Source organism: Streptomyces sp. BPTC-684, assembly GCF_030028635.1.
GTDB classification, from domain to species: domain Bacteria; phylum Actinomycetota; class Actinomycetes; order Streptomycetales; family Streptomycetaceae; genus Streptomyces; species Streptomyces noboritoensis.
Genome location: NZ_CP124863.1, coordinates 2,771,160 through 2,793,585, shown reverse-complemented (window position 1 = coordinate 2,793,585; position 22,426 = coordinate 2,771,160). Strand labels below are relative to the sequence as shown.

General features: G+C 73.9%; 16 protein-coding genes. 11 read left to right on the top strand and 5 right to left on the bottom strand.

The window, feature by feature from the left end:
• The first annotated feature begins 12 nt into the window (after positions 1 to 12).
• From QIY60_RS12395 to QIY60_RS12350, 10 genes are read left to right on the top strand one after another with little or no spacing between them, the layout of a single operon-like run.
• Positions 13 to 1,527 carry an ABC transporter substrate-binding protein gene (locus tag QIY60_RS12395; RefSeq protein WP_283142466.1) on the top strand — a complete coding sequence of 505 codons (1,515 nt, stop codon included), beginning with the start codon at positions 13 to 15 and terminating at the stop codon, positions 1,525 to 1,527.
• On the top strand, positions 1,524 to 2,861 hold the full coding sequence (locus QIY60_RS12390; RefSeq protein ID WP_283142465.1) for a SidA/IucD/PvdA family monooxygenase: 1,338 nt from the start codon (positions 1,524 to 1,526) through the stop codon (positions 2,859 to 2,861). The genes QIY60_RS12395 and QIY60_RS12390 overlap by 4 nt, the downstream gene beginning before the upstream one ends.
• A 21-nt stretch (positions 2,862 to 2,882) precedes the next feature.
• On the top strand, positions 2,883 to 4,280 hold the full coding sequence (locus QIY60_RS12385; RefSeq protein WP_283142464.1) for a diaminobutyrate--2-oxoglutarate transaminase family protein: 1,398 nt from the start codon (positions 2,883 to 2,885) through the stop codon (positions 4,278 to 4,280).
• Positions 4,277 to 5,572, top strand: a complete 1,296-nt coding sequence (locus tag QIY60_RS12380; RefSeq protein ID WP_283142463.1) for a SidA/IucD/PvdA family monooxygenase — start codon at positions 4,277 to 4,279, stop codon at positions 5,570 to 5,572. Before QIY60_RS12385 ends, QIY60_RS12380 begins: the two co-directional genes overlap by 4 nt.
• Positions 5,573 to 5,595: 23 nt before the next feature.
• Positions 5,596 to 6,006, top strand: a complete 411-nt coding sequence (locus tag QIY60_RS12375) for a cupin domain-containing protein (protein WP_283142462.1) — start codon at positions 5,596 to 5,598, stop codon at positions 6,004 to 6,006.
• Positions 6,003 to 7,211 (top strand): FAD-binding oxidoreductase, encoded by a 1,209-nt coding sequence (locus QIY60_RS12370; RefSeq protein WP_283142461.1) that lies wholly within the window; start codon positions 6,003 to 6,005, stop codon positions 7,209 to 7,211. Before QIY60_RS12375 ends, QIY60_RS12370 begins: the two co-directional genes overlap by 4 nt.
• Positions 7,198 to 7,839 (top strand): serine O-acetyltransferase EpsC, encoded by a 642-nt coding sequence (gene epsC, locus QIY60_RS12365; RefSeq protein ID WP_283142460.1) that lies wholly within the window; start codon positions 7,198 to 7,200, stop codon positions 7,837 to 7,839. Before QIY60_RS12370 ends, epsC begins: the two co-directional genes overlap by 14 nt.
• Positions 7,836 to 9,464, top strand: coding sequence for a class I tRNA ligase family protein (locus QIY60_RS12360; protein WP_283142459.1), 1,629 nt, complete (start codon positions 7,836 to 7,838; stop codon positions 9,462 to 9,464). The genes epsC and QIY60_RS12360 overlap by 4 nt, the downstream gene beginning before the upstream one ends.
• Positions 9,461 to 10,609 carry a hypothetical protein gene (locus tag QIY60_RS12355; protein WP_283142458.1) on the top strand — a complete coding sequence of 383 codons (1,149 nt, stop codon included), beginning with the start codon at positions 9,461 to 9,463 and terminating at the stop codon, positions 10,607 to 10,609. Before QIY60_RS12360 ends, QIY60_RS12355 begins: the two co-directional genes overlap by 4 nt.
• Positions 10,569 to 11,036, top strand: coding sequence for a rhodanese-like domain-containing protein (locus tag QIY60_RS12350; RefSeq protein ID WP_283142457.1), 468 nt, complete (start codon positions 10,569 to 10,571; stop codon positions 11,034 to 11,036). Before QIY60_RS12355 ends, QIY60_RS12350 begins: the two co-directional genes overlap by 41 nt.
• A 16-nt stretch (positions 11,037 to 11,052) precedes the next feature.
• On the opposite strand, the gene QIY60_RS12345 is transcribed toward QIY60_RS12350, so the two are convergent.
• Positions 11,053 to 11,952: a LuxR C-terminal-related transcriptional regulator gene (locus tag QIY60_RS12345; RefSeq protein ID WP_283142456.1), complete on the bottom strand. Its 900-nt coding sequence runs from the start codon at positions 11,950 to 11,952 to the stop codon at positions 11,053 to 11,055.
• 488 nt (positions 11,953 to 12,440) lie between these two features.
• Here QIY60_RS12345 and QIY60_RS12340 point away from each other — a divergent pair, with 488 nt between their 5' ends.
• Entirely contained in the window at positions 12,441 to 12,587 is a 147-nt protein-coding gene (locus QIY60_RS12340; RefSeq protein WP_283142455.1) for a hypothetical protein, read from the top strand.
• Positions 12,588 to 12,661: 74 nt separating this feature from the next.
• Here the strand turns inward: QIY60_RS12340 and QIY60_RS12335 are convergent, their stop codons facing one another.
• From QIY60_RS12335 to QIY60_RS12320, 4 genes are all read right to left on the bottom strand, one after another.
• Positions 12,662 to 18,736, bottom strand: coding sequence for a DUF5979 domain-containing protein (locus QIY60_RS12335; RefSeq protein ID WP_283142454.1), 6,075 nt, complete (start codon positions 18,734 to 18,736; stop codon positions 12,662 to 12,664).
• 116 nt (positions 18,737 to 18,852) lie between these two features.
• Complete coding sequence (locus QIY60_RS12330) at positions 18,853 to 19,878, bottom strand: GntG family PLP-dependent aldolase (protein ID WP_283142453.1); 1,026 nt, start codon at positions 19,876 to 19,878, stop codon at positions 18,853 to 18,855.
• 2 nt (positions 19,879 to 19,880) lie between these two features.
• A complete protein-coding gene (locus QIY60_RS12325; RefSeq protein ID WP_283142452.1) occupies positions 19,881 to 21,323 on the bottom strand; it encodes an aldehyde dehydrogenase family protein in 1,443 nt (480 codons plus the stop codon).
• On the bottom strand, positions 21,320 to 22,420 hold the full coding sequence (locus QIY60_RS12320) for a hypothetical protein (RefSeq protein ID WP_283142451.1): 1,101 nt from the start codon (positions 22,418 to 22,420) through the stop codon (positions 21,320 to 21,322). Before QIY60_RS12320 ends, QIY60_RS12325 begins: the two co-directional genes overlap by 4 nt.
• Positions 22,421 to 22,426 lie beyond the last annotated feature (6 nt).

Here is a 22,426-nt window from a genome sequence, read left to right as displayed (position 1 = left end):
AAAGAGCTCTACGTGCACGCCACCGACCCCGTGTTCCGCATGGGCATCACGGAACCCACCGCCATCGACCCCTACAAGGCCCAGGAAGGGGAGGGAATCCTGGTCTGCAAGGCCCTGTTCACCGGGCTGCTCGCGCTCGACGAGGACGGCGGGCTCGTCCCGGCCACCGCCTCCTCCTGGCACAGCGACGCGACGGCGACCACCTGGACCTTCACCCTGCGCACCGACACGGTGTTCAGCGACGGCGAGCCGGTCACCGCCCACAGCTTCGTCCGGGGGTGGACCCGGGCGCTCGACCCGGCGGCCAACACCGAGACCGCCTACCACCTGGCCGGGGTCCGCTCCTTCCGCGCCGAGAGCGACGACACGCTGGTGGTCGAACTGGCCGAGCCGGACGTCGAGTTCGACCTCAAGACCCTCCAGCCCGTCTTCAGCCCGGTGCCCAGCGGCGCGGGCCCGGCGCTGAACCCGGTCTACAACGACCTGCCGGTCGGCAACGGCCCCTTCAAGATGGCCGGGCCCTGGCGCCACGGCGAGTCGATCCACCTGGTCCGCAACGACCTCTGGTCCGGCCCCGCGCCCGAGGTCGAGGAGGTCAGGATCGACATCCTCGACCCGGTCACGGCCCTGGACGACGAGTACGAGCGGTTCCTCGACGGCACCTACGACTACGCCCGCATCCCGCCCGCCCGCACCGCCGAGGCCGCCGCCCACCACGGCTTCCTGGAGCAGGAGGGCGCGGGGCTCTTCTACCTCATCCCGTTCTGCCACCGGGCGCCGATGGACTCGCTCGACGCCCGCCGGGCGCTGTCGGCCGCCATCGACCGGCAGGGCCTGATCGACACGTACTTCCAGGGCCACCGCACGGCCGCCCACTCGCTGCTCTCGCCCTGGTTCGGCAAGGCCCACACGCCTCGTACGGAATTCGGCGAGGACGAGGACTGGACGGCGTACGACCCCGGGCGGGCCAGGGCCGCCGCCCTGCGCGCCGGGCTCCCGCCGGGCAGCCGCGTCGACTTCGCGTACAACACGGGCGCGGGCCACGACGACTGGGTGCGCGCGCTCGCCGACGGGCTGCGCGAAGTCCTCGGCTGGGACGTCGAGCTGCTCCGCACCGACGCGCGCGGCCTGGTCGATCACCGCACCTCGCTCGCCGCCGCCGGGTTCTGCCGGGCGGGCTGGGCCTGCGACTACCCGACCCCCGACAACATGCTCTTCCCGCTGCTGCACTCCTCGTGCACCGCGCCCGACGCGGAGGGCAGCGCCCACGGCGACAACGAAGGCCGGTACGTCAACGCGGAGTTCGACGCCCTGGTGGCGCTCGGGCGCGCCTCCACCGACCCGGCCGAGCGCGCCGGCGCCTGGCGGCGCGCCGACCGCACGGCCATGGCCGACCTGGCCCTGATCCCGCTCTGGTACCGCACCGACCAGCGGGTGCACGCCGCCGACCGGATCGCGGGCCTGCGCATCGACTTCGACGGCAACCCCACCCTGACCACTGTCACCTCAAGGAGCACCACACGATGAGCGCCGCGACCATGACGACCCCGGTGTACGACATCCTCGGTGTCGGCTTCGGGCCGGCCAACCTCGCCCTGGCGATCGCCCTGGAGGAGCGCGACTCCCCGCTCACCGCCCGCTTCCTGGAGGCCCGCCCGACCCCCGAGTGGCAGCCCGGGATGCTGCTCGACGGCTCCGACATCCAGAACCACCCCAGCCGCGACCTGGTCACCCTGCGCAACCCGCGCAGCCGTTACAGCTTCCTCAACTACCTGCACGAGCAGGGCCGGTTGCTGCGCCACCTGAACCTGCCGTCGGAGTTCCCGCTGCGCAAGGAGTACGCCGGGTACATCCGCTGGGCCGCCTCCTTCTTCACGCACCTGGTCGACTGCAACCAGCGGGCCGCCACCGTCGAGGTCGTCGAGGCGAACGGGGAGCGGCTGTACGAGGTGACCACCATGGCGGGCGACCGCTATCTGGGCCGCACCCTGGTCATGGGCCCGGGCCGCACCCCGTACGTCCCCGCCCCCTACGACTCGGTCCGCACCCCGCGCGTCTTCCACCTCACCCAGTACCTGCCCCGCCTCGCCGAGCTGACCGGCCAGGGCCGCGAGCCGGAGGCGGTCGCGGTCATCGGCGGCAGCCAGAGCGCGGTGGAGCTCGCCCTGGACCTGAGCCGCCGCTTCCCGCGCACCAAGGTCACCACGTACACCCGCTCGCACTCGCTGCGGCTCAAGGACACCAGCCCGTTCAGCGAGGAGGGCTACTTCCCCGAGTTCACCGACTACTACTTCCAGGCCTCCCGCGAGGGCAAGAAGGCGCTGGACGCCTATATGCACGGCACCAACTACTCCTCCGCCGACGGCGACGTGCTGCGCGAGCTGTACCTGACCATCTACGAGCAGGAACTCGACGGCGAGCAGCGGGTGTTCGTGCGCGGCAACCACGAGGCCGTCGCCGTGCGCGAGGACGGCGAGCGGGTCGCGCTCGACTTCCTGGAGCGGCACACCGGCGAGCGCGTCACCGACACCGTCGACTTCGCGGTCCTGGCCACGGGCTTCCGCAACATGGGCCCGGCGCCGCACGAGGAGCTGTGCCCGCCGCTGATGGCGCCGCTCGCGGACCGGTTCGCCGCCGAGCCGGACGGGCGGCTGCTCGTCGACGCCGACTACGCGCTGCGGCCGGTCGCGGACGGGGTCCCGCCGCTCTTCCTCAACGGGCTGTGCGAGTCCAGCCACGGCATCGGCGACGCGGGTTCCTTCAGCCTGCTCTCGCTGCGCGCCGCCACCCTCGCCGACGCCCTGGCCGCCCGGCTCACCGCCTCCGCCACCGACCGCAGCGCCGCCCTCGCCGCCGCCTGACCGGAAAGACAGACGATTCCCATGACCGCCACCGTCGACCACGCGGCGCCCGGCCACACCGGCCCGCGCGTCACCGGCTCCCTGCCGGGCCCCCGCAGCGCCGAACTGCTCGGCCGCCAGGCCCGCCGCGAGTCCAACTCCCGCTCCTACCCGCGCAAACTGCCCATCGCCATCCGCAAGGGCCGGGGCAGTTACGTCGAGGACCTGGACGGCAACGTCTTCCTGGACTTCCTCAGCGGCGCCGGCGTCCTCTCGCTCGGCCACAACCACCCCGAGCCGCTGGCCGCCGCCCACCGCCAGCTCGACGAGTTCGTGCACGGCCTGGACTTCCCGACCCCGGTCAAGGACGAGTTCACCGAGCTGACCATCGGGATGCTGCCGGAGCCGATGCGCGAGCGCACCCGGATCCACTTCTGCGGCCCCACCGGCGCCAACGCCGTCGACGCGGCCCTCAAGCTCTGCAAGACCGCCACCGGCCGCGAGGAGGTCATCACCTTCCAGGGCGGCTTCCACGGCGCCACCATGGCCGCGATGAGCGTCACCGGGCTCGTCGAGCAGAAGGAGCCGGTACGCGGCCGGATGCCGGGGGTGCACTTCTTCCCGTACTCCAACTGCCACAGCTGCCCCCTGGGCCTCAAGCGCGACAGCTGCCAGGTCAACTGCGCGGCCTTCCTGGAGCGCGCCCTGACCGACGTCAACGGCGGCATCACGCTGCCCGCTGCCGTCATCATGGAGCTGGTCCAGGGCGAGGGCGGGGTGATCCCGGCCGAGGTCGAGTTCGTCCAGCGGGTGCGCGAGGTGACCCGGCGGCTCGGCATCCCGCTGATCGTCGACGAGGTGCAGTCCGGCTGCGGCCGCACCGGCACCTGGTTCGCCTTCGAGCAGTACGGCATCGAGCCGGACGTGGTCTGCGCCTCCAAGGCGCTCAGCGGCATGGGCCTGCCCGCCGCCGTCATCCTCTACGACGAGAAGCTGGACACCTGGGCGCCCGGCGCCCACACCGGCACGTTCCGGGGCAACCAGCCGGCCTTCGCGGCCGGGGTCGCCACCATGAAGGTGGTGCGGCGCGACGGCGTCCTGGAGAACGTCCGGGCCCGCGCCGACCAGCTGATGGTCCACCTCCAGGGCCTGCGCGCGCTCAGCCCGTACGTGGCCGACGTGCGCGGACTCGGCCTGATGACCGGCGTCGAGCTCACCGACCCGGCCACCGGCCGGCCCGCCACCGTGCTCGCCAAGCGGGTGCAGTGGGAGGCGGTCAGCCGGGGCCTGATCCTGGAGCTGGGCGGGCGCGACGACTGCGTCGTACGGATGCTGCCGCCGCTCAACTGCACGGCCGACGAGATCGACGCGGCGGGCCGCATCCTGCGCGAGGCGCTCACGGCGGCGCTGGCGGCGCTCGCGGCCGGGGGTGCCCGATGACGGACCTCCAGGACCTGGTCGTCGCCGGTTTCGGGCCCTCCGGGATCGCGCTCGCGGCCGCCGTCGAGGACCACGACGACGCCACCGGCGGCGCCCCGCTCGCCGTCCGCTATCTGGAGAAGGCCGCCGACTCGGCCTGGCAGCCCAACCTGGTGCTGCCCGGCACCGACATCCAGCACCACTTCCTGCGCGACTTCGCCACCCCGCGCGACGCCCGCTCGCGCTTCACCTTCCCCCACTACCTCCAGCAGAGCGGCCGCTTCTACCCGTTCACGCTGATGGGCGGCTACGTCAGCCGCATCGAGTGGTCGGACTACGTGCAGTGGGCGGCCCGCCAGGTGCGCGGCCCGGTGGACTACCACCGCGAGGTGATCGCGGTGGAGCCGCTGGCCGACGCCGACGGGCGGGTGCGCGCCGCCCGGGTGACCGCCCGCGACACCCGCGACGGCTCGCTGCACACCGTCGAGGGCCGCAACGTGGCCCTGGCCACCGGCCACGAGGCGTATGTGCCGGACACCTTCCGCCCGTACCTCGGCGAGCGCGTCTTCCACGCCTCCCGGCTGCTGCCGTCGCTTGCCGCGCTCGGGCCGCTGCGGCGGGTCGCGGTGATCGGCGCGGGCCAGACGGCCGGCGAGATCGTGCTGCACCTGGCCGCCCAGAACCCGGACGCCGAGATCCACTCGGTGGTACGGCACGCGGGCTTCCGGATGTACGAGCTCGGCCACTTCAGCAACGAGGTCTACTTCCCCGACGAGACCGACTACTTCTACGCCCTGGAGGGCGAGCAGCGCGAGCGCGCGCTCGGCCAGGCCCGCGCCACCAACTACGCGGCGGTCGACCCGGACGTGTCCACCGCGCTCTACCAGGCCGTCTACCAGGACCGCTTCACCGGGCGCGAGCGCCTGCACATGCACAAGCGGACCGAGATCACCGGTGTGGACGTCGACGGGGAGCGGGTGCTCCTGGAGACCGAGGAGGTCTTCACCGGCGAGCGCGGCCGCATCGAGGCCGACGCCGTGGTGGTCTGCACCGGCTACCGCGAGGCCGCCCTGCCGTCCCAACTGGCCGCGTTCACCCCGTACTTGAGGCTGGACGAGCGAGGCCGCCCCGAGGTGACCCGCGCCTACCGGGCCGAGACCACCGACGACTGCGAGGTGGGCCTCTACCTCGACGGCCTCACCGAGTGGCGGCACGGCATCGGCAGCGCCACCTCCTTCAGCCAGATGGCCGCCAAGGCCGACACCGTCCACCGCGACCTGCGCAGCCGCCTGCGCGCGCCCGTCGCCGTATAAACCCTTCGATTGGACCCGTACGCATGCACATCTTCAGCGCTCACGACGACGACATGGTCTTCGAGGAGCCGTACAACGTCAGCGGCCGGCGGATCTTCCCCTGGCCCGAGGCCGTCGAGGAGCCCGGCTGGGGCGGCGCCTGGGTGGACGTCGCGCCCGGCGCCACCTCCACGCCGCACGACCACGACGAGAACGAGATGTTCTTCATCGTCGAGGGCAGCGGTGTGATGCGGATCGGCGAGGAGCGGCGGCGGGTGCGGGCCGGGGAGACGGTCTTCATCACCCCGTTCCAGGACCACGACCTGACCAACGACGGCGACACCAAGCTGCGGTTCGTCACCATCTGGTGGGGCGGCGCCGAGGCGGTCGCCCGCGAACGCGCCAAGTGGGCGGCCGAGTTCGGCATCGCCGAGGGCGCAGGGGCCGGCGCATGAGCCCCATCGTCCACGCGCACGCCGACGCCGTCGTGGTCGGCGGCGGGGTGATCGGCGCGGCCATCGCCCACCAGCTCGCCCTCGCGGGCCTCGGCCGGATCGTCCTGTGCGACCAGGGCCGGGTCAACGCCCAGGGCGCCACCTCCCGCTCCGGCGGACTGCTGCGGCTGCACCACACCGCACGCGCCGACACCCGCCTCGCCGCCCGCAGCCTGCCCGTCTTCGAGCAGTGGTCCGACGTCATCGGCGGCGACTGCGGCTACCGCCGCACCGGCTTCGTCATGACCGTCGGCGAGAACCACGCCGACGACCTGCGGCACAACGCGGCCGCCGCCACCGAAGCGGCCGGCTACCGCCGGGTCGAGGTCATCGACCCGGCCGAGCTGAAGGAGCTCTACCCCGGCCTTCGCACCGAGGGCGTGGCGCTCGCCGCGTACGAGCCGGAGGGCGGCTACGCCGACCCGATGGCCGCCTCCGCCTCGCTGCTCACCGCCGCCTACCGGCTCGGCGTCTCGCCGTCCGAGGGCATCCGGGCGCTCAAGGTCCTGGAGCACGCGGGCACGGTCACCGGGGTGCTCACCTCCATCGGCCGCATCGACGCGCCGCTGGTGGTGCTCGCCGGGGGCGCCTGGGGCTCGGCGCCCGCCGAGTACCTCGGCATCCACATCCCCGTCACCGCCCGCCGCATCGGCCTGGCCCAGGCCGAGCTGCCCGGCGCCGGGCGGCGCGGCTCCGCCGCCTCCGTACCGACCTGCATCGACGACACCACCGGCAGCTACTTCCGGCCCGACGGCCTGGACCGCTTCTACTTCGGCGTGCCCAGCAAGCCCGACACCGAACTCGGCCGGGACGTCGAGCCGTTGACCGAGGCCGAGCTGGAGTCCGCCCTGAACGCCATCGCGGACCGGGTGCCGGCCGCGGCCGCCGCGCCGCTCGCGGGCACCCGCTCCGGCCTCGACGGCTACACCCCCGACAAGCGCCCGGTGGTGGGCGCGGCCGGACCCGACGGGCTCTACCTCGCGCTCGGCTTCAGCGGCGGCGGCTTCAAGCTCGCCCCCGCCGTCGCGGAGCTGGCGGCCAAGGAGATCACCGAGGGCGGCGCCGTCCCCGGCAAGGCGGTCCAGGAGCTCCTGGAGCCCTACCGCCCCCAGCGGTTCCTGGCGGGCCGCCCGATCCGGCCGGAGGCGCCGTATGACCACATGTGAGCGCAAGCGGGGCTGGCGGGCGGTGCTGCGCGAGGACGTCGAGACCGTCCTCGCCAAGGACCCGGCCGCCGGATCCCGCGCCGAGGTCCTGCTCTACCCGCACATCCACGCCCTGTGGACCTACCGGGTGGCGCACTGGCTCTGGGGGCGCGGCCACCGCGTCGCCGCCCGCGCCCTGTCCCTGTTCGCCCGCGCGGTCTCCGGGATCGAGATCCACCCGGGCGCGCGGATCGGCCGCCGCTTCTTCATCGACCACGGTACGGCCGTGGTCATCGGCGAGACCGTCCGCATCGGGGACGACGTGATGCTCTACCACCAGGTCACGCTCGGCTCGGTCGGCTGGTGGAAGGACCTGCGCCGCCCGTCCGGGGCCCGCCGCCACCCCGTGATCGGGGACCGGGTGGTCATCGGCACCGGCGCCAGCGTCCTCGGCCCGGTCACCGTCGGCCCGGACTCGCGCATCGGCGCGCACTCGGTCGTCCTGGACGACCTGCCCGCCCGCAGCCGGGTGGTCGCGGCGACCTCGGACGCGCTGCCACCGCTGGAAACGCCCGCGGAAACGTCCGTGGCGACGCCCCTGGAAACCCGTCTCTTCTCCGACTTCTCCGAAGGAACCCCCACCTCATGACCTCGTACGTCGTCACCAGCGCCCCGCCCAACCCCAACGGCGACCTGCACCTGGGCCACCTCTCCGGCCCGTTCCTCGGTGCGGACGTGCTCGCCCGCCATCTGCGCCAGACCGGCCACGACGTGCACTACGTCGGCTACTCCGACGAGCACTCCTGCTATGTGCCGCGCAGGGCCGCCGAGATCGGCTCCACCGCGTACCCCACGGCGAAGCTCTTCGGCGACCGCATGGAGGAGACGCTCTCGCTCGGCGCGATGCACCACGACTGGTTCACGCGCCCGCTCACCGACGACACCCACACGGCCTTCGTCCAGCGCTTCTTCCTCGAACTGTGGGAGTCGGGCGCCCTGGAGGTCCAGGAGCTCCCGGTCTTCCACTGCGCCGACTGCTCGCGCTATCTGTACGAGGCGGAGGTGCGGGGCGAGTGCCAGTTCTGCGCCGAGCCGTCGGACGGCGTGTACTGCGAGGCGTGCGGCCTGCCGCAGGACCCGGCGGGCCTGGCGGCACCGAAGTGCACGGCGTGCTGGAAGACGCCGGAGACGACGACCCTGCGCCGGATCGTCTTCCCCCTGGAGAACTACCGCGAGCGCCTGGAGTCCTACTACGCCTCGGCCCAGGCCAAGGCGGAGTGGCGGCCGAGGCTGCGGGAGTACCTGGACGGCCTGTTCGCGCGCGAGCTGCCCGCGACGCCGATCAGCCGCGAGGCGTCGTACGGCGTCCCCGTCCCGCTGCCCGGCTGGGAGGGCCACATCCTCGACACGTGGTTCAGCGGGATCTGGGGCTACGCGGCGGCGACGGCGAGGCTGACGGAGGCGAACGGCGACGCGGAGGGCTGGTCGGCGCTCTGGACGGACCCGGCCACCCGGATCGTCAACTTCATCGGCTTCGACTGCTCGTTCTCGCACGCGGTGCTGTGGCCCGCGCTGCTGCTCGCCCAGGGCGAGCTGACACTGCCGTCCCAGGTGGTGATCAACGAGTTCTACCGCCTGGAGGGCGACAAGTTCTCCACCAGCCGGGGCCACGCGATCTGGGGCGGCGAGTTCCTGCGCCGCGTCAACGCGGACGCGCTCCGCTTCCACCTGTGCCTGACCGGCCCCGAGCGGGAGCAGAACAACTTCTCCATGAAGGAGTTCGCGGACACGGTGAGCACGGTGCTGGCGGGGGGCCTGGAGCGGTGGACGGACACGGTCCTGGACCTGCTGGCGCAGGACTTCGGGTCGCGGGTGCCGGAGGGGGCGGCCGTGCCCGAACGCGCGCAGTTGGAGGGCGAGATCGCGGCGGCGCTCGGCGCGGAGTCCTTCTCCCCCCAGCGGGCGGCGGCGGCCATCGCCACGGTGGTGGACCGGGCGACGGACGACCTGCGCGAGCTGGCGCTGCTGCGGGCGTCGGGCCCGCGCGAGCGGTACGCGGCCCGGCTCGCCGCGCACGCCGAGCTGCTCGCGGCGGTCGCGGTGACGGCCGCGCCGCTGATGCCGGGCTGGTCGGCGTTCCTGGCGGGCCACCTGGGCCTGCCGGTGGACCAGGCGACGCGGATGCCGAGCTGGTCGGCGCCGGCGGGCCCGCTGCTGCCGGCCGGGAGCCCGGTTCCGGCGGCGGTCCCGCTGTTCTTCCACGAACTGTCGTGAGACGGACGCTGGGTTCGGTCCTGGGCCTGGGCACCCTCCTGCTCCCGGCGGCCCTGGCCCCGGTCTCCCCGTGGACGGTCCTGCTGGTGTCGGTGGTGCTGGCGGTTTGGTGCGCGGTGGTGGCGCGATCGGGCGGCACGGCGGCCGACGGCCCGTTGGCGTTCGTACGGTCCCGGCTCGGCCCCGGCGCGGCGCGCCTGCTGTCGGGGCTGTACTTCGCGGGGATCGCGTGCGGGCAGGCGGGGGTGGCGCTGGGGGCGGGGGTGTTCGCGGGGGTGTGCCCGTACGGGGTGGCGGTCTTGGTCCTGCTGACGGCGGCGGTGTGCGCGACGCGTGAACTCCCCTTGTCCGTACGCCGGTTTCGCCTCCCGGCGGTGCTGGTCCTGGCGGGGGCGTGGTGGCTGTCGGGCGGGACGGGGACGGCGCCGACGGCCTCGCCCGCGGCGGCGGTGGTGGTGCTGTTCGGGTGGGTGGGGTTGGAGGGGGCGGTACCGGCCGCCGGGCCGCGCGTTTTCCCCCACCCCGCCCCTTCCCGAAAGCCCTCCGGCGGGCGGCCGGGGGCTCCGCCCCGGACCCCGTTCGTCTGCGGACCGTGCTGGGTTGCTCGCGCAGTTCCCCGCGCCCCTGAATGCGCCCCGGGATGCCGCGCAGCGGCACTCAAGGGGCGCGGGGAACTGCGCGACCAGCCACATGCGGTCCGCAGACGAAGCATCCGGCCGACCGCCCAGGCCACGCGGCGGAGCCGCAAATGTCACAGCCGGGAAGGGGCGGGGTGGGGGCTCCTCCTCGGGCTCGGCGGCGCCACCGGCGTCTACCTCCTCCTGCTCTCGCCCCCGGCCCACCTCATCCCCCCGGCCGCACTCCTGCGCCCCGCCTCCACCACCCTCTGCCTCCTCTACTGCTGGACCAACCTCCGCGCCACCGGAGCCCATTGGGCCGAGGCCAGCCGGAAGAGACCCAGCCCCCTCCCCGCCGCAGCCCTCGCCCTCGGCGCGCTCGGCACCGGGCTCCCCCTCCCCGTCCTCCTCCTCGCCCCCGGCGCCGCAACCGCCGGCATCTACCTCCTCATCGCCCTCGCGGCCCTCTTCCCAAGGAGTTCACGTCATGTCGAAGACCAGCAAGGTGCTGCGCACCTCGCCCGCTGACCCGGCCGTCGCCGCCGCCCACTTCCACCGCCGCTTCACCTTCGAGGCCGACGTCGCCGACGTGCACGCCGACATCGAGGCCGGCGCCGACCGCTTCGTGCTCGTCGACAGCCGGGGCGCCGACGCGTGGGCGCAGGGGCACATCCCGGGGGCCGTGCACCTGCCGACCGACGACATCCCCGCCCGGGCCGCCGAGCTCGTGCCGCCCGGGAGCGTCGTCGTCACGTACTGCTGGGGTCCGGGCTGCAACGGCGCGACCCGGGCCGCGTACGCCTTCGCCAGCAGCGGGTACCAGGTGAAGGAGATGCTGGGAGGGTTCGAGTACTGGGCGAGGGAGGGGTTCCCGGTGGAGGACGACGGTGGGGTGCGGCGGGGCGCGCCCGACCCCCTCACCGCCCCCGTCACCGGCGCCGCCTGCGGGTGCTGACCCCGGCGCCGTACGCCTACAACAGGCCGTACTCCGCCGCCCGCTGCCCCAGCTGGAACCGGCTCTGCGCGTTGAGCTTCTCCATCAGCTCGGAGATGAGCCGCCGTTCGCTGCGCAGGGAGATCCCCAGGCGCCGCGCGGCGGCCTCGTCCGTATAGCCCTGGGCGAGCAGCCGCAGCAGTTCGCGCGGCTGCGAGCCGGGGTCGTCGAGGCTGCGGCGCGGCGGCTCGCCGAACGGCGTCGCCGTCTCCCACACCGCGTCGAACAGCGCGCAGAACGCCGCCACCGCCCCCGGCTCCCGCAGCAGCACCGCCCCCTGCGCGGAGTCGGCCGGGTCGATCGGCACCATCGCGGCCTCCCGGTCGCAGATGTACATCCGCATCGGCAGCGCGGGCACCGTCCGCACCCCGCCGCCGCGTTCGGTGAGCCAGCGCGCGTGCTCGAAGCTCGCGGGGTCGTTGCGGATGGAGTCCAGATAGATCGTGCGGATGCGCACCCCCCGGGCGAGCAGCTCCTGGGACAGCGGCTCGCTCGCCTTGTACGACTCCGGGCTCTGCGCCCCGCCCGGCATGAACGCCACCGACTCGGCGCGGATGCGCGAGCTGAGCTCGGTGAGCTTGGCGCGTACGGCCCCGATGCCCTGGAACCGTTCCGCCTCGTGCGTCTCGCGGGCCGGGTGGAGCTCGGCGTACTGCGAGAGCAGCGCGCTGGCGGCGGCCTGGCTCTCGGCGAGCGCCCGGTGCCGCTGGGCGATCTCGGCCTGCTGATGGGCGAGCAGCGAGTCGAGCGCGGCCTTCGGGTTCACCGCCCGCAGCCGCCCGTCGCTGCGCCAGGACGGGGCCAGGAGCGAGAGGCGGGTCAGTTCCTCCAGGTCCGAGCGGACTTCGTCCTCGGGTCTTCCCAGGGTGTCCACCACCCCCGGAACCCCTAGTTCCGGCTGTCTGAGAATCAACCGGTACAGCGTGTCGGATTGTTCGGTCAGCCCAAGTGGAACGAGCACGGATTTCCCCCCCGGCGCGTGTGTGGAGCGGCTCGCACATGGAGCGCACCGACAGCGCTGGCGGCGGGGGAAGAAGCCCCGGAGTGACCCGGCGCCCGTGCGGCCTCCCCAAAGGGCGATCTTTGTCGAGTGGATTGTGCAGACCACTCGCCGCCTGCACAAACGCCGTCCATTACGCGGACAGTCACGGTCATGACCGTCCGTCACTACGGGGCTGACGTTGCTGTGAGCCCCCTGTGCGACTCAGGGGAGGGGCTTCGGTTACCCCCGGGTGGCACGGTCGTGTCAGGGTCCTTTGTGCCAGCCGAAATCCGCGACACGGGCCCTGCGCGCTCGGCACGATGGTGCTCGCCGGAAGGGAAAGAAACCGGCCAAACCGACCACATCGAAGAAGAGGGTTTCCCATGCGCCGCAAGGTCGTCTCCACGCTCCTCACGGTCACCGCCGCCGCCCTGCTCGGCCTCTGCGGTGCCACCCTCGCGGCCACCCCCTCCCACCAGGCCGTCACCGCCGCCCCCGCCGAGCCGGGCTGGGACTCCGCGGGCGTCTGACCAGCGCCTCGCGCAACGCCGAGGGGCCCGGACCGTACGAAAACGGTCCGGGCCCCGGTGCTTTGGATCAGGCGTTACCTGTGCGCTCCCCTCGACCGCCGCGACCTCAGGCCCAGTGCGCCCAGGCCCACCGCGAGGGCCACCGCCCCGGCCGCCGGGATCAGCAGCCACAGCACGTCGCCCGCGCCGGTCGGCGGGAGCTCCGGGTCGGTGGGGGAGGGGCTCGGCGTCGGGGACGGGGGCGTGTCGCCGTAGTCGTTGGTGTAGGTCACCGTCGACGAGCCGGTGGCGCGGACGGTCCCGTCCGCCTCGCCGTCGCTGTCGGCCACCGTCACCTTCGCCCCGGCCGGCGCGTCGGTCTCCTTGACCGTGCAGGTCGCACCCTTGAGCACGGTGATCTTCCGGCTGCCGCCCGCTTCCAGTGCGAACTCGCGGTCGGCTTCCGGGAGGTCAAGCGGTGCGCCCCGCACCTCGCAGGCGACCGTGAAGGTGAACGGGCCCTTGCCCGCGCCCGCCGTGCCCACCACCCGCTTGGCCACGGTCAGTTCGGCCGCGTCGAAGACGTTGGTCGCCGTGACGGTGACGGCGTCGTTCTCGCCGCCGCCGATCACCACCGCCCGGCCGGGCTCGCCGTGGTCGACGGACGACGAGGTCGCGCCGCCGTCGTCGGCCTCCTCGGCCCAGCACCGCGCGCCCTTCGGCAGCGGGAAGCCGAGGTCGTCGACGGTCCGCTCGCCCGAGCCGGTGATCTCGTACCGGCGCCGGTCCACGACCGTTGTGCTCTGGCCCTTGGCGGTCTCGACCGTGCAGGTCAGGAGTAGGGCGTAGGTGCGGTCCTCGCCGAACCGGGACGCCGAACCCGTCACCTTCTTGGTCAGCTTGAGCGTGCCGGTGGCGTAGGTGTTCCTGGCCGTGACGGTGAGGTGCGGGCGGTCCTTGGTGACGATCGCCGCCGTGGCGTGGCTGCCGTGGTCCACGGTCGTCGAGGTGGCGCCGCCGTCGGCCGTCTCCTCGGCCCAGCAGCGGGCGCCGAGCGGTAGCGGGGTGTCGATGTCCAGGGTCTGCCCGGCGGCGAGCGCGTACCGCTTGCGGATCACGAAGGCGACCAGCGGGTCGCCGTCCGCGTTCTCGCCCTCGCGCACACAGGTGACGCGGAAGGCGAACTCCTTGGCGTACGGGGCGTCGTCCGGCGCCCCGACCACCTGCTTGACCAGCGAGAGACGGCCGGTCGAGAAGGTGTTGGCCACGTCGACCGCCACCGTGGCCGGGGCCCCCTCGCCGATGGTCACCGGGCCCACCGGCGCCGGGGCCGCGTCCGCGCCCGCCGGGTCGACCTCGGTCACCGTGCACTCCGCGCCGACCGGCAGGTCGTCGATCACCGCCGTCAGCCGCGGCGCCTTGACGGTGGCCGTGCGGATCACCGCGTCCCGGTGGCCGTTGAACGTACAGGCCACCCGGAAGCGGAAGGTGCGGTCGGCGAACTGGGCGCCCGTGCCCTGGATCCGCTTGACGATCTTCAGCGCGCCCGTCTCGAAGGCGTTGGTGACCGTGAGCCCGGCCGTCTCGTCCGGGACCGATCCGATGACCGCCGTCTTCGGGTCGCTCGACCCGGTGGCGGTGACGACGACCGAGGTCGCGCCCCCGCCGCCCGGCTCGGTGGCGGTGCAGCGCGCGCCCCGGGGCAGGGTGTCGACGGACTGCTCGCCGCCGCCGTCGAAGCTCAGGTCCTTGGGGAAGCCGGTGAGGCGGTTCCCGTTGAAGGAGCAGTCGACCCGGACCGTGAACGGCCCCTTGCCCACCTCACCGGCCGCGGGCCCGGTCACCGCCTTGCGGACCTTGAGTGAGGCGTTGGTGTACGTGTTGGTGATGGTGACGTGCTGGCCCTCCTCGTCCGGGGTCGCCGGGGTGATGGTGACCTCCGAGGCGTTCGCCTCGCCCAGGCTGGAGCTGTGCGCGCCCGCCGAGTCGGTCTCCCACACCTTGCAGCGGGCCCCGGCCGGGACCCCGACCAGCGCCATCGGCGTGTACAGCGTGACCTCGAAGGTGCCGTCGCGGACGGTCACCGGCCGGCCGCCGGTGGGCGTCACCGTGCAGCGGTACGCGAGGGTGTACGGGCCGAGCGGCACTCCGTCCGGCGGGTTCTCGGCGACCTTGTCGACGCGCAGGTTGCCGAACCGCATCCCGACGCCGACCTTGGGCGGCTCGGTCGTCGGCAGCACCTCGGGGTGCCCGTTCCGCAGGACGGTCTCGGAGTGCGCGAAGGAGTTCCAGGCGATCGCCGGGGCGCCCGGCCGGTCCAGGTCGACCGGCGACGCCATCGGCATCCGCACGAACACCTCACCGCCCGGCGCGAGCGGCTGCGGGAAGCCGATCCGCAGCTCCGCGCCGCTCGCCTGAGCCGTGTACGCCGCGTCCCACTCGGCGTGCGCGCAGTCCCGCCGGGGCGTGGCGATCAGGTCGGAGCAGGCGTTGGCGACGGTCGCGTACCGGGTGGTGAGGGTGCCGGTGCCGATCAGCGCGGGCGGCCCGGCGAGCCGGGGGCGGGGGTTCCACTCGGTGCCGCGCTGCTGGTTGCCGAGCAGCACCCCGGTGTCGCCCTGGTACGGGAAGATGTCGAGCAGCCGGATCTCCGTGGTCGGGTCGGTACCGGAGTTGACCGCCCGGATCAGGTAGTCGAAGTGCTCGCCGGGCTGCACGAGCGCGGTGCACGGGAACTGCGTGTAGGTGCGCCCGCCCTGCTTGAGCACCGGGCACGCGGGCGAGTCCAGCGGTACGTACTGCCTGGTCACCGTGTTGTAGAAGGCCAGCTCCGCGTTGCCCGCCACCCACTTGGTGGCCTCGAAGGCGGTGCCCGCGAGCGTGGTGATCTCGGCGCGCGAGGTGCAGTAGCGGCCCTTGCCGTACGCCTCGCCGTCCACCACCTGGCCGTCGCGCGGCGAGTTGATCAGGCAGGTGAGGTCCTGGCGGCCCTCGGAGCCGGCGCCGAACTCGTTCTGCGCGACCGAGTCGCCCGGCACGCCCGGGGCGAGCTTCACCTGGAACGTGATCCTGATTTCGGTGCCGGGCAGCATCGTCCAGGACGGCCAGCGCCAGCGCGGTGCGGTCACCCGGCCGTCGGGGCCGCGCCCCGGCTCGTACACCGGGTCGGGCGGCGGGGGAGTCCCGGCCGGGACCGTATAGCCGACCTTGAACGGCAGCCCGCGCTCCCCTGCGTACGCCTCGTCGAAGCGCAGCAGGTCCGGGACGGGGTCGGCGACGACGAGCCCCGGGACCGGGCCGGTGCCGGTGTTGCGCACGGTCAGGGTGAACGGGGCGGTCTCACCGGGGCCGATGCGCGAGTCCGGGGTCTTGGCCACGTCGAGCTGGGCCGTGCCCTGCTTGACCTTGAGGGTGGCGGTGGTGTCCCCGAAGTCGAAGAGGGTGCCGGGCTGCTGGAGCCGGGATTCTCCCGCGCCGCTCGCGGTGTCGCTCAGCTCGTCCGGGATCTCGGTGGTCGGCGCCGAGCGCAGGAACTGCCGGGCCGCGACCTTGAAGCAGACGGTGACCGGGCAGGCGTCGGCGCGGCGGGCCGGGCCCGGGGTCAGGACGTATCCGCCGGTCGAGCTGGTGAACGTCCAGCGCAGGCCGCGCACTTCGGCCGCGCTCACCCCGGCGGGCAGCCCGGGCGTACTGGACCCGGTCGTGGTGCCGTCGATGAACACCGGCGGGGTGGCGGCGCACCCGGTGGTGCAGGCGTCGACCCGCACCCGGTCGGCGCCCGGCGGGAAGGTGACCCCGCCCAGGCGCACGAAGTCGACGGCGTCGTAGAAGTCCGCGTCGACGTCGGTGACGACCAGCTGCCTGAGGTTGACGTTGCCGGTGTTCTCGGCGCGGATGCGCACGTCCGGCTCCTGGCGCGGCACCCCGGGCAGGGTGCGGGCCACGGTGGAGGGGGCGAGGGTCTTCTGCACCGAACCGGCGGCGTTCGCGGGCTTGGTGGTGCTCTCCTCGGCGGTGCAGTAGTCGCCGCCCACGGGCTTGCCGTCGGAGGTGATCCGCGCGCAGTTGCGGAAGGACACGCCGTCCGCGACGCCGTCGCGCCGCACCACCTCGACCTCGACGATGATCCGGCCGTTCTGCGGCGGCAGCCCGCCGTCGGCGAGCCGGGCGCGCACCCCCTTGGCGCGGGTGAGCAGCGCGGTGTCGGCCTCCTTGTACGCGACCCACGCCCCGGCCACCGGGTCGTACACCTCCAGGAGCACCGGAAGGCCGGACGGATAGCGGTAGCGGACCGAGAGCCCGGTGAGGCGGACGACGTCGAAGGGGTTGCCCGCGGCGGTCGGGTCGGCCGGGTCGGTGATCGCGGGCTTCACCATCTCGGTGGTGCCCGCGTTGGCCAGGTCGAGGGTGTAGGTCACCGGGGTGCCCGGCGGGAGCTCGTTCCGGTCGACGGTCTTGGAGCCGCGGATGTCGGTGCGCGGGTTCTGCGGGCGCAGCGCCTCGCAGGCGGTCCCGGCCCCGGCGCCCGCCCCGTCGACGGGGTTGGTCGCGGCGACGTCCGCGCAGTTGGCGACCCCGTCCCGGGCGTCCTCCTCGGTGGCCTTCTTGTTGAGGATCCCGTGCAGCGCGAGCTTGCCCTGGGCGTTGGTGGCGATGGTGCCGCTGCCCTTGGCGTCGGTGCCGCGGAAGGTGACCGAGACCTGCCGGGGCGGGCTGCCGGACGGGCAGCCGGTGGCGGGCAGGTCGTGCCGTACGGGCGGCTGGGTGAGCTGCACCGGCGCCGGCGTGGAGCCGTCGCGGCAGACCACCGTGACGGTCGCCGAGGTCGCCCCGGCCGGGAACTCCACCCGCAGCCTCGCCGCGTCGAACTTGTCGAACTCGCTGACCGCCGTCGTCGACGGCTCGGTGATGGTGAGCGTGGCGACCGGGAAGGAGGAGGTGTTGCGGGCGCCGAGGACCATCGAGACGGGCGGGTCGGTGCCGATGACGGCGGTGCCGTCGGCCGCGTAGTTCCCGTCGGTGTCGGAGAAGTAGCCCTTGGTCCCCTGTACGGTCGCGATGTTCGGCAGGATGTCGAAGGAGGCGCAGGCCTGCGGGCCGGTGACCGCGCCGGAGACGGTGTCCCGGGCGGTCGTGGTGGCGCAGTTGTCCACCCGCTGCCGGGTGGTCGGCGCCAGCGGGTCGCCGGTGGAGCGCACGGTGTCGCGCAGCTTCAGCCGCAGCCCGACCGAGCCGCCGGTCGCGTCGTACGGGAGTTTCGCCCCCGAGGCGGCCGTGAACTCGAACCGCACCCCGGTGATCTTCGCGGGGTCCACCCCGTTCGGCAGGGGCACATCCGGCCCGGGCCCGACGGGCCCCGCCACCAACTCCCCATCGGTACACGGCGATCCGACCGGCTTGGTGCACATCAGGACCCGCACCCGGTCGGCCCCGGCCGGGAAGCGGTCCACCGGGCCGACCCCGGTCACGTCGAAGTCGTCGAAGACGGCCGGGGTGGTGTCGGTGACCGCGAGCCGGGTGACCTCGGCGGAGGTGGAGGAGCCGTTGCGTACGCCGAGGGTGATCAGCGACTCCTCGCCGGACTGCGCGACCGCCGAGCCGTCCGTCCACTTCTTGGTGGTGGCCGGGCGCACCTCGCGCGGGATGCGGACGGTCACATCGGCGCCGGCGGTCGCTTCGGCCGCGTTGTCGGCGTCGATGGTCGCGGAGTTGGGGACGGTGGAGCCGTCCGCGAGCGTCGTCTCGACGGGCACCCGCATGCCGATCACGATGTTGCGGTTCACCCCGGCGGGCAGCCCGGTGGACCCGGCCGGGTTGGTGAGCGACTCGGTGAAGCGGATCGTGAGCCTGCGTGTGGCCGCGTCGTACGCCACCACCCGGCCGTCCGTGGTCTTCGGCAGCGAGGTGATCTCGAACTCGGCGGGCAGCACGTCCTCGATCACCGCGTTCACGCACGACGTGGTGAGCGAGGAGCACGACGCGGTGAGGCTGTACGTGAAGACGCCGCCGGGCTCCAGGGGCATGGTCGCCCCGGCGACCTTCTTGACGATGCCGACGTCGGCGTCGTCCACGGCCCGCGCCGCGCCGGGGGTGAGGGCGCCGAGGCTGCCCATCACCGCTGAGACGACGACGGCCAGGGACAGGCCGAGCCGAAGGAATCGCTGCCGCACACCCGCTCCTCAGACACACCGGGGGACATCCGGGCGCCAGAATCACAGAGCGGGTGAACGGATTTGCAGTTTAATGAGAAAAAGATGAGGAGTCGTCACTGATTGGGCGAATAGTCCTACCGGAGTGCCGCTTCCGCGAGTGCGCGCACCACCAGGGGGACCGCCTCGGCCCGGTGCTCCCGGTGCACCACGAACCGTACGGACCCGGTCGTCAGCGGCAGGACGAGCACACCCCGCTCCGCGAGCCGTTCGCGCAGGTCGTCGGGGTCGCGGCCGGGCAGCCGCACGGTCACGATGTTGGTCGGGCACGGGGGGTCGCCCACCACCGCCCCGGGCACCCCGGCCAGCCCCTCGGCCAGCTGCGCGGCGAGCGCGTGGTCCTCGGCCAGGCGGGGCACCCGCGCCAGCCCCTCCAGGGCCGCCGCCGCGAGCACGCCCGACTGGTGCATGGTGCCGCCGAGCAGCAGCCGCAGCTCCCGGGCCCGCGCGACGAACTCCGCGTCCGCGCACAGCAGCGACCCCACCGGCGCGCCGAGCCCCTTGGCCAGGCAGAACGTCACGCTGTCCGCCGGGGCCGCCAGCTTCTCCAGCGGCACCCCGAGCGCGACCGCCGCGTTGGCGAGCCGCGCCCCGTCCAGATGGACGTGCGCCCCGCGCTCCCGGCCGAGCCCCGCGAGCCGGTCCACCTCGGCCGGGTCGAGCGCGTTGCCGGTGTGCATCATGCAGGTGTTCTCCAGGGCCACGATCCCCGGCCGCCCGGCGCCCGCGCGCAGCGCCGCCGCCAGCGCCCTCGGGTCCGGGGCGCCGTCGTCGCGCTCCGGCAGCGCCACCAGCTCCACTCCGGCGAACCGCCGCATCCCCTCGGCCTCCATCAGCGCGATGTGGCTCTGGGCGCCCACGAGCAGCCGGGTGCCGGTGCCGGGCGCGGCCGCCAGCACCGCGACCAGGTTGGCCATGGTGCTGCTCGGCAGGAACAGCGCCGCCCCGGTCCCGAGCAGCCGCGCGCCCTCCTCCTCCAGCTCCCGTACGCAGGGGTCGTCCCCGTAGGCGTCGTCGCCCACCTCGGCCGCGGCCATCGCCGCCCGCATCGCCGCGTCCGGGGCGGTACGGGTGTCGCTGCGGAAGTCCAGGAAGACGGACACGGTCAGCTCCCCTCCAGGTCCGGGGCCGGGTGGCCGATCCAGACGGCCCGGGTGTGCGTGTACTGCTCGGCCGCGTGCACCCCCAGCTCACGGCCGTAGCCGCTCTGCCCGATGCCGCCCACGCTGATGTGCTCGTCGGTGTCGCCCCAGGTGTTGAACCAGAGCATCCCGGCCCGCAGCCGCCGCGCGAACCGCTCGATACGCCCGCCGTCCGCCGTCCACACGGACGCCGACAGGCCGTACTCGGTGTCGTGCGTCAGAGCCAGCGCCTGCTCCTCGGTACGGAACGAGCGCACCGCCAGAACCGGCCCGAACAGCTCCTCGCGCCAGGCCCGGAGCGTGCCCGGCACCTCGTCGAGGACGGCGGGAGAGACGTAGTACCCGCCGCTCAACTGCCCGTCGAGCAGCGGTCGTACGTCCTTCTGGCCGGGCGGCAGCAGCGCCGGGACGCCGTGGGCCACCGCCTCCTCGACCGCCGACGCGACCCGCTCCACGGCCCGGCGGGTGATCAGCGGGCCGAGCTCCGTGTCCGGGTCGTCGGTGGGGCCGACGCGGCGCGCGAAGGCCCGCGCGGCCACCTCCCGTACGAAGTCGTCGTGCACGCTCTCGTGGACGATCAGCCGGGAGGCGCCGACGCACATCTGGCCCGAGTTCCCGGTGAACGCCTCCACCGCCGCGGCCGCGGCCGCCTCCAGATCGGCGTCCGGGAAGACCACCAGGGGGTTCTTGCCGCCCAGTTCGAGCGAGACGCGCTTGACCGACTCGGCGCAGCGCGCGGCCACCTCGCGGCCCGCCGCCGTGGAGCCGGTGAAGGAGACGGCCGCGACCTCGGGCAGCGCGCACAGCAGCCGGCCCACCTCGGCGCCGCCGTACACCGCGCCGAGCACGCCCCCGGGCAGCACCCGCCCGCCGAGCTCCACCAGCAGCCGCACGCTCAGCGGGGTCTCGGGCGCGGGCTTCACGACGGCCGTGTTGCCGTACGCGAGCGCGCCGCCCACCTTCCAGGCGGCCATCAGCAGCGGGTAGTTGGAGGGGACGACCGCCGCGCACACGCCGAGCGGGATCCGGTCCGTGTACGCGCGCGTGCCCGGGCCCGACGGGTGCGTCTCGCCCGACGGGCGCAGCGCCTGCCCGGCGAACCAGCGCAGTGAGCGCACCGCGAAGTCGACCTCGCCGCCGATCCGCGCGACCGGCTTGCCCGCGCCGCGCCGCTCCAGCTCGACGAAGTCGGCCCGCCGCTCGTGGACCGCGTCGGCCAGCTCGTGCAGCCGGTCCGCGCGGTGGCGGGGCCCGGCCGCGTACCAGCCGTCGAACGCGCGCGCCGCCCGCCGCACCTCCTCGGCGCACTCGGCGGGCGTGCTGTCGGGGAGGCGGCCGTGGACCTGGCCGGTCGCGGGGTCGTACAGCTCGCGCCCCGCATCGCTCGCGGACGGGCCGGAGGTCACAGGACGGCCCCCTCTCCCGTCAGGGGCGCGGCGGCCAGGACCTCCCGTACCCGGGCGAGCGCGAACTGCTTGTCCAGGCCCTCGCGGGCGCTGCTCAGGAGCCTGGCCTCGACCCCGGCGGCCACGTCGTGCCACATCGCGTCGAAGGGACCGACGCCCTCGTCTACGTACGCCAGGTAGAGCGTCCGCCCGGCCAGGCCGATCTCCTTGGCCTGCGCCGGGTGCTTCTCGCGCTGCGGCGGGAACGGCATCCGGCCGCCGCCCGGGCGCTGGAGGGTCAGCCGCAGCTCGTCGCCGCCCGTGGAGGTGTAGATCACCTCCAGCTCGCGGGAGCCGTCGGCGTCGGCGAAGACGGCCGCGCTGTCGGCGGGGAAGCCGCCGAGCAGGGCGGGCAGCCGCTGGGCCGCGAGGAAGGCGGCCAGCTCCTCCGGGGCCACCCAGTCGCCCTCGTGCGGGCGGGTGCGGCGGTGGAAGGTGAACAGGCCGGTCGGCACGGACACCATGTCCACGTCCTGGTGGCGCGCCCAGTAGCTGAGCTCGCCGAACGGCGTGCCGATCACGCGGGCGGGCGCCCCGGGCACGGCGGGCCGCAGCGAGCGGTAGAGCTCCACCAGCTCCTCGCCGGTGAACTCCCCTTCCAGTACGGACAGTTCGACGGTCGTCCGGCTCATCCGTGCCGATGCCGCCGCGTGCCCCAGGTAGTCGGTGCCGAGCCACACCACCCGGCCCTCGCCGATCGGGAAGGTGAGGGTCTCGCTGCCCCACAGCGCCGGGTGGTCGGCCGCCGGGAACGCCCAGTCGTACAGGAACTGCTTGAGCCGCAGCCGTCTGCCGCCCCCGCCGATCTCGGTGCGGAACGCGGCCGGGTTCGCCTTCGACCACGGGGTGCGGCCGGAGTCCTGGCCGGTGCGGCCGGGCGGCGCCTCCTTGCGCAGCGTGGTGGTGGCGCTCTCGCACCCGGCGGGCAGCCGCTCGGGGTGCCACACGGTGAAGTTGCACCACTCCTGCGCCTCTTGGGGCCCCAGGTGCGGCGGTACGTCCTCCAGGGCGGTCGCGTCGTGCACGGTCCGCCAGTGCCAGCGTTCGGTGGAGGCCATCGTGGT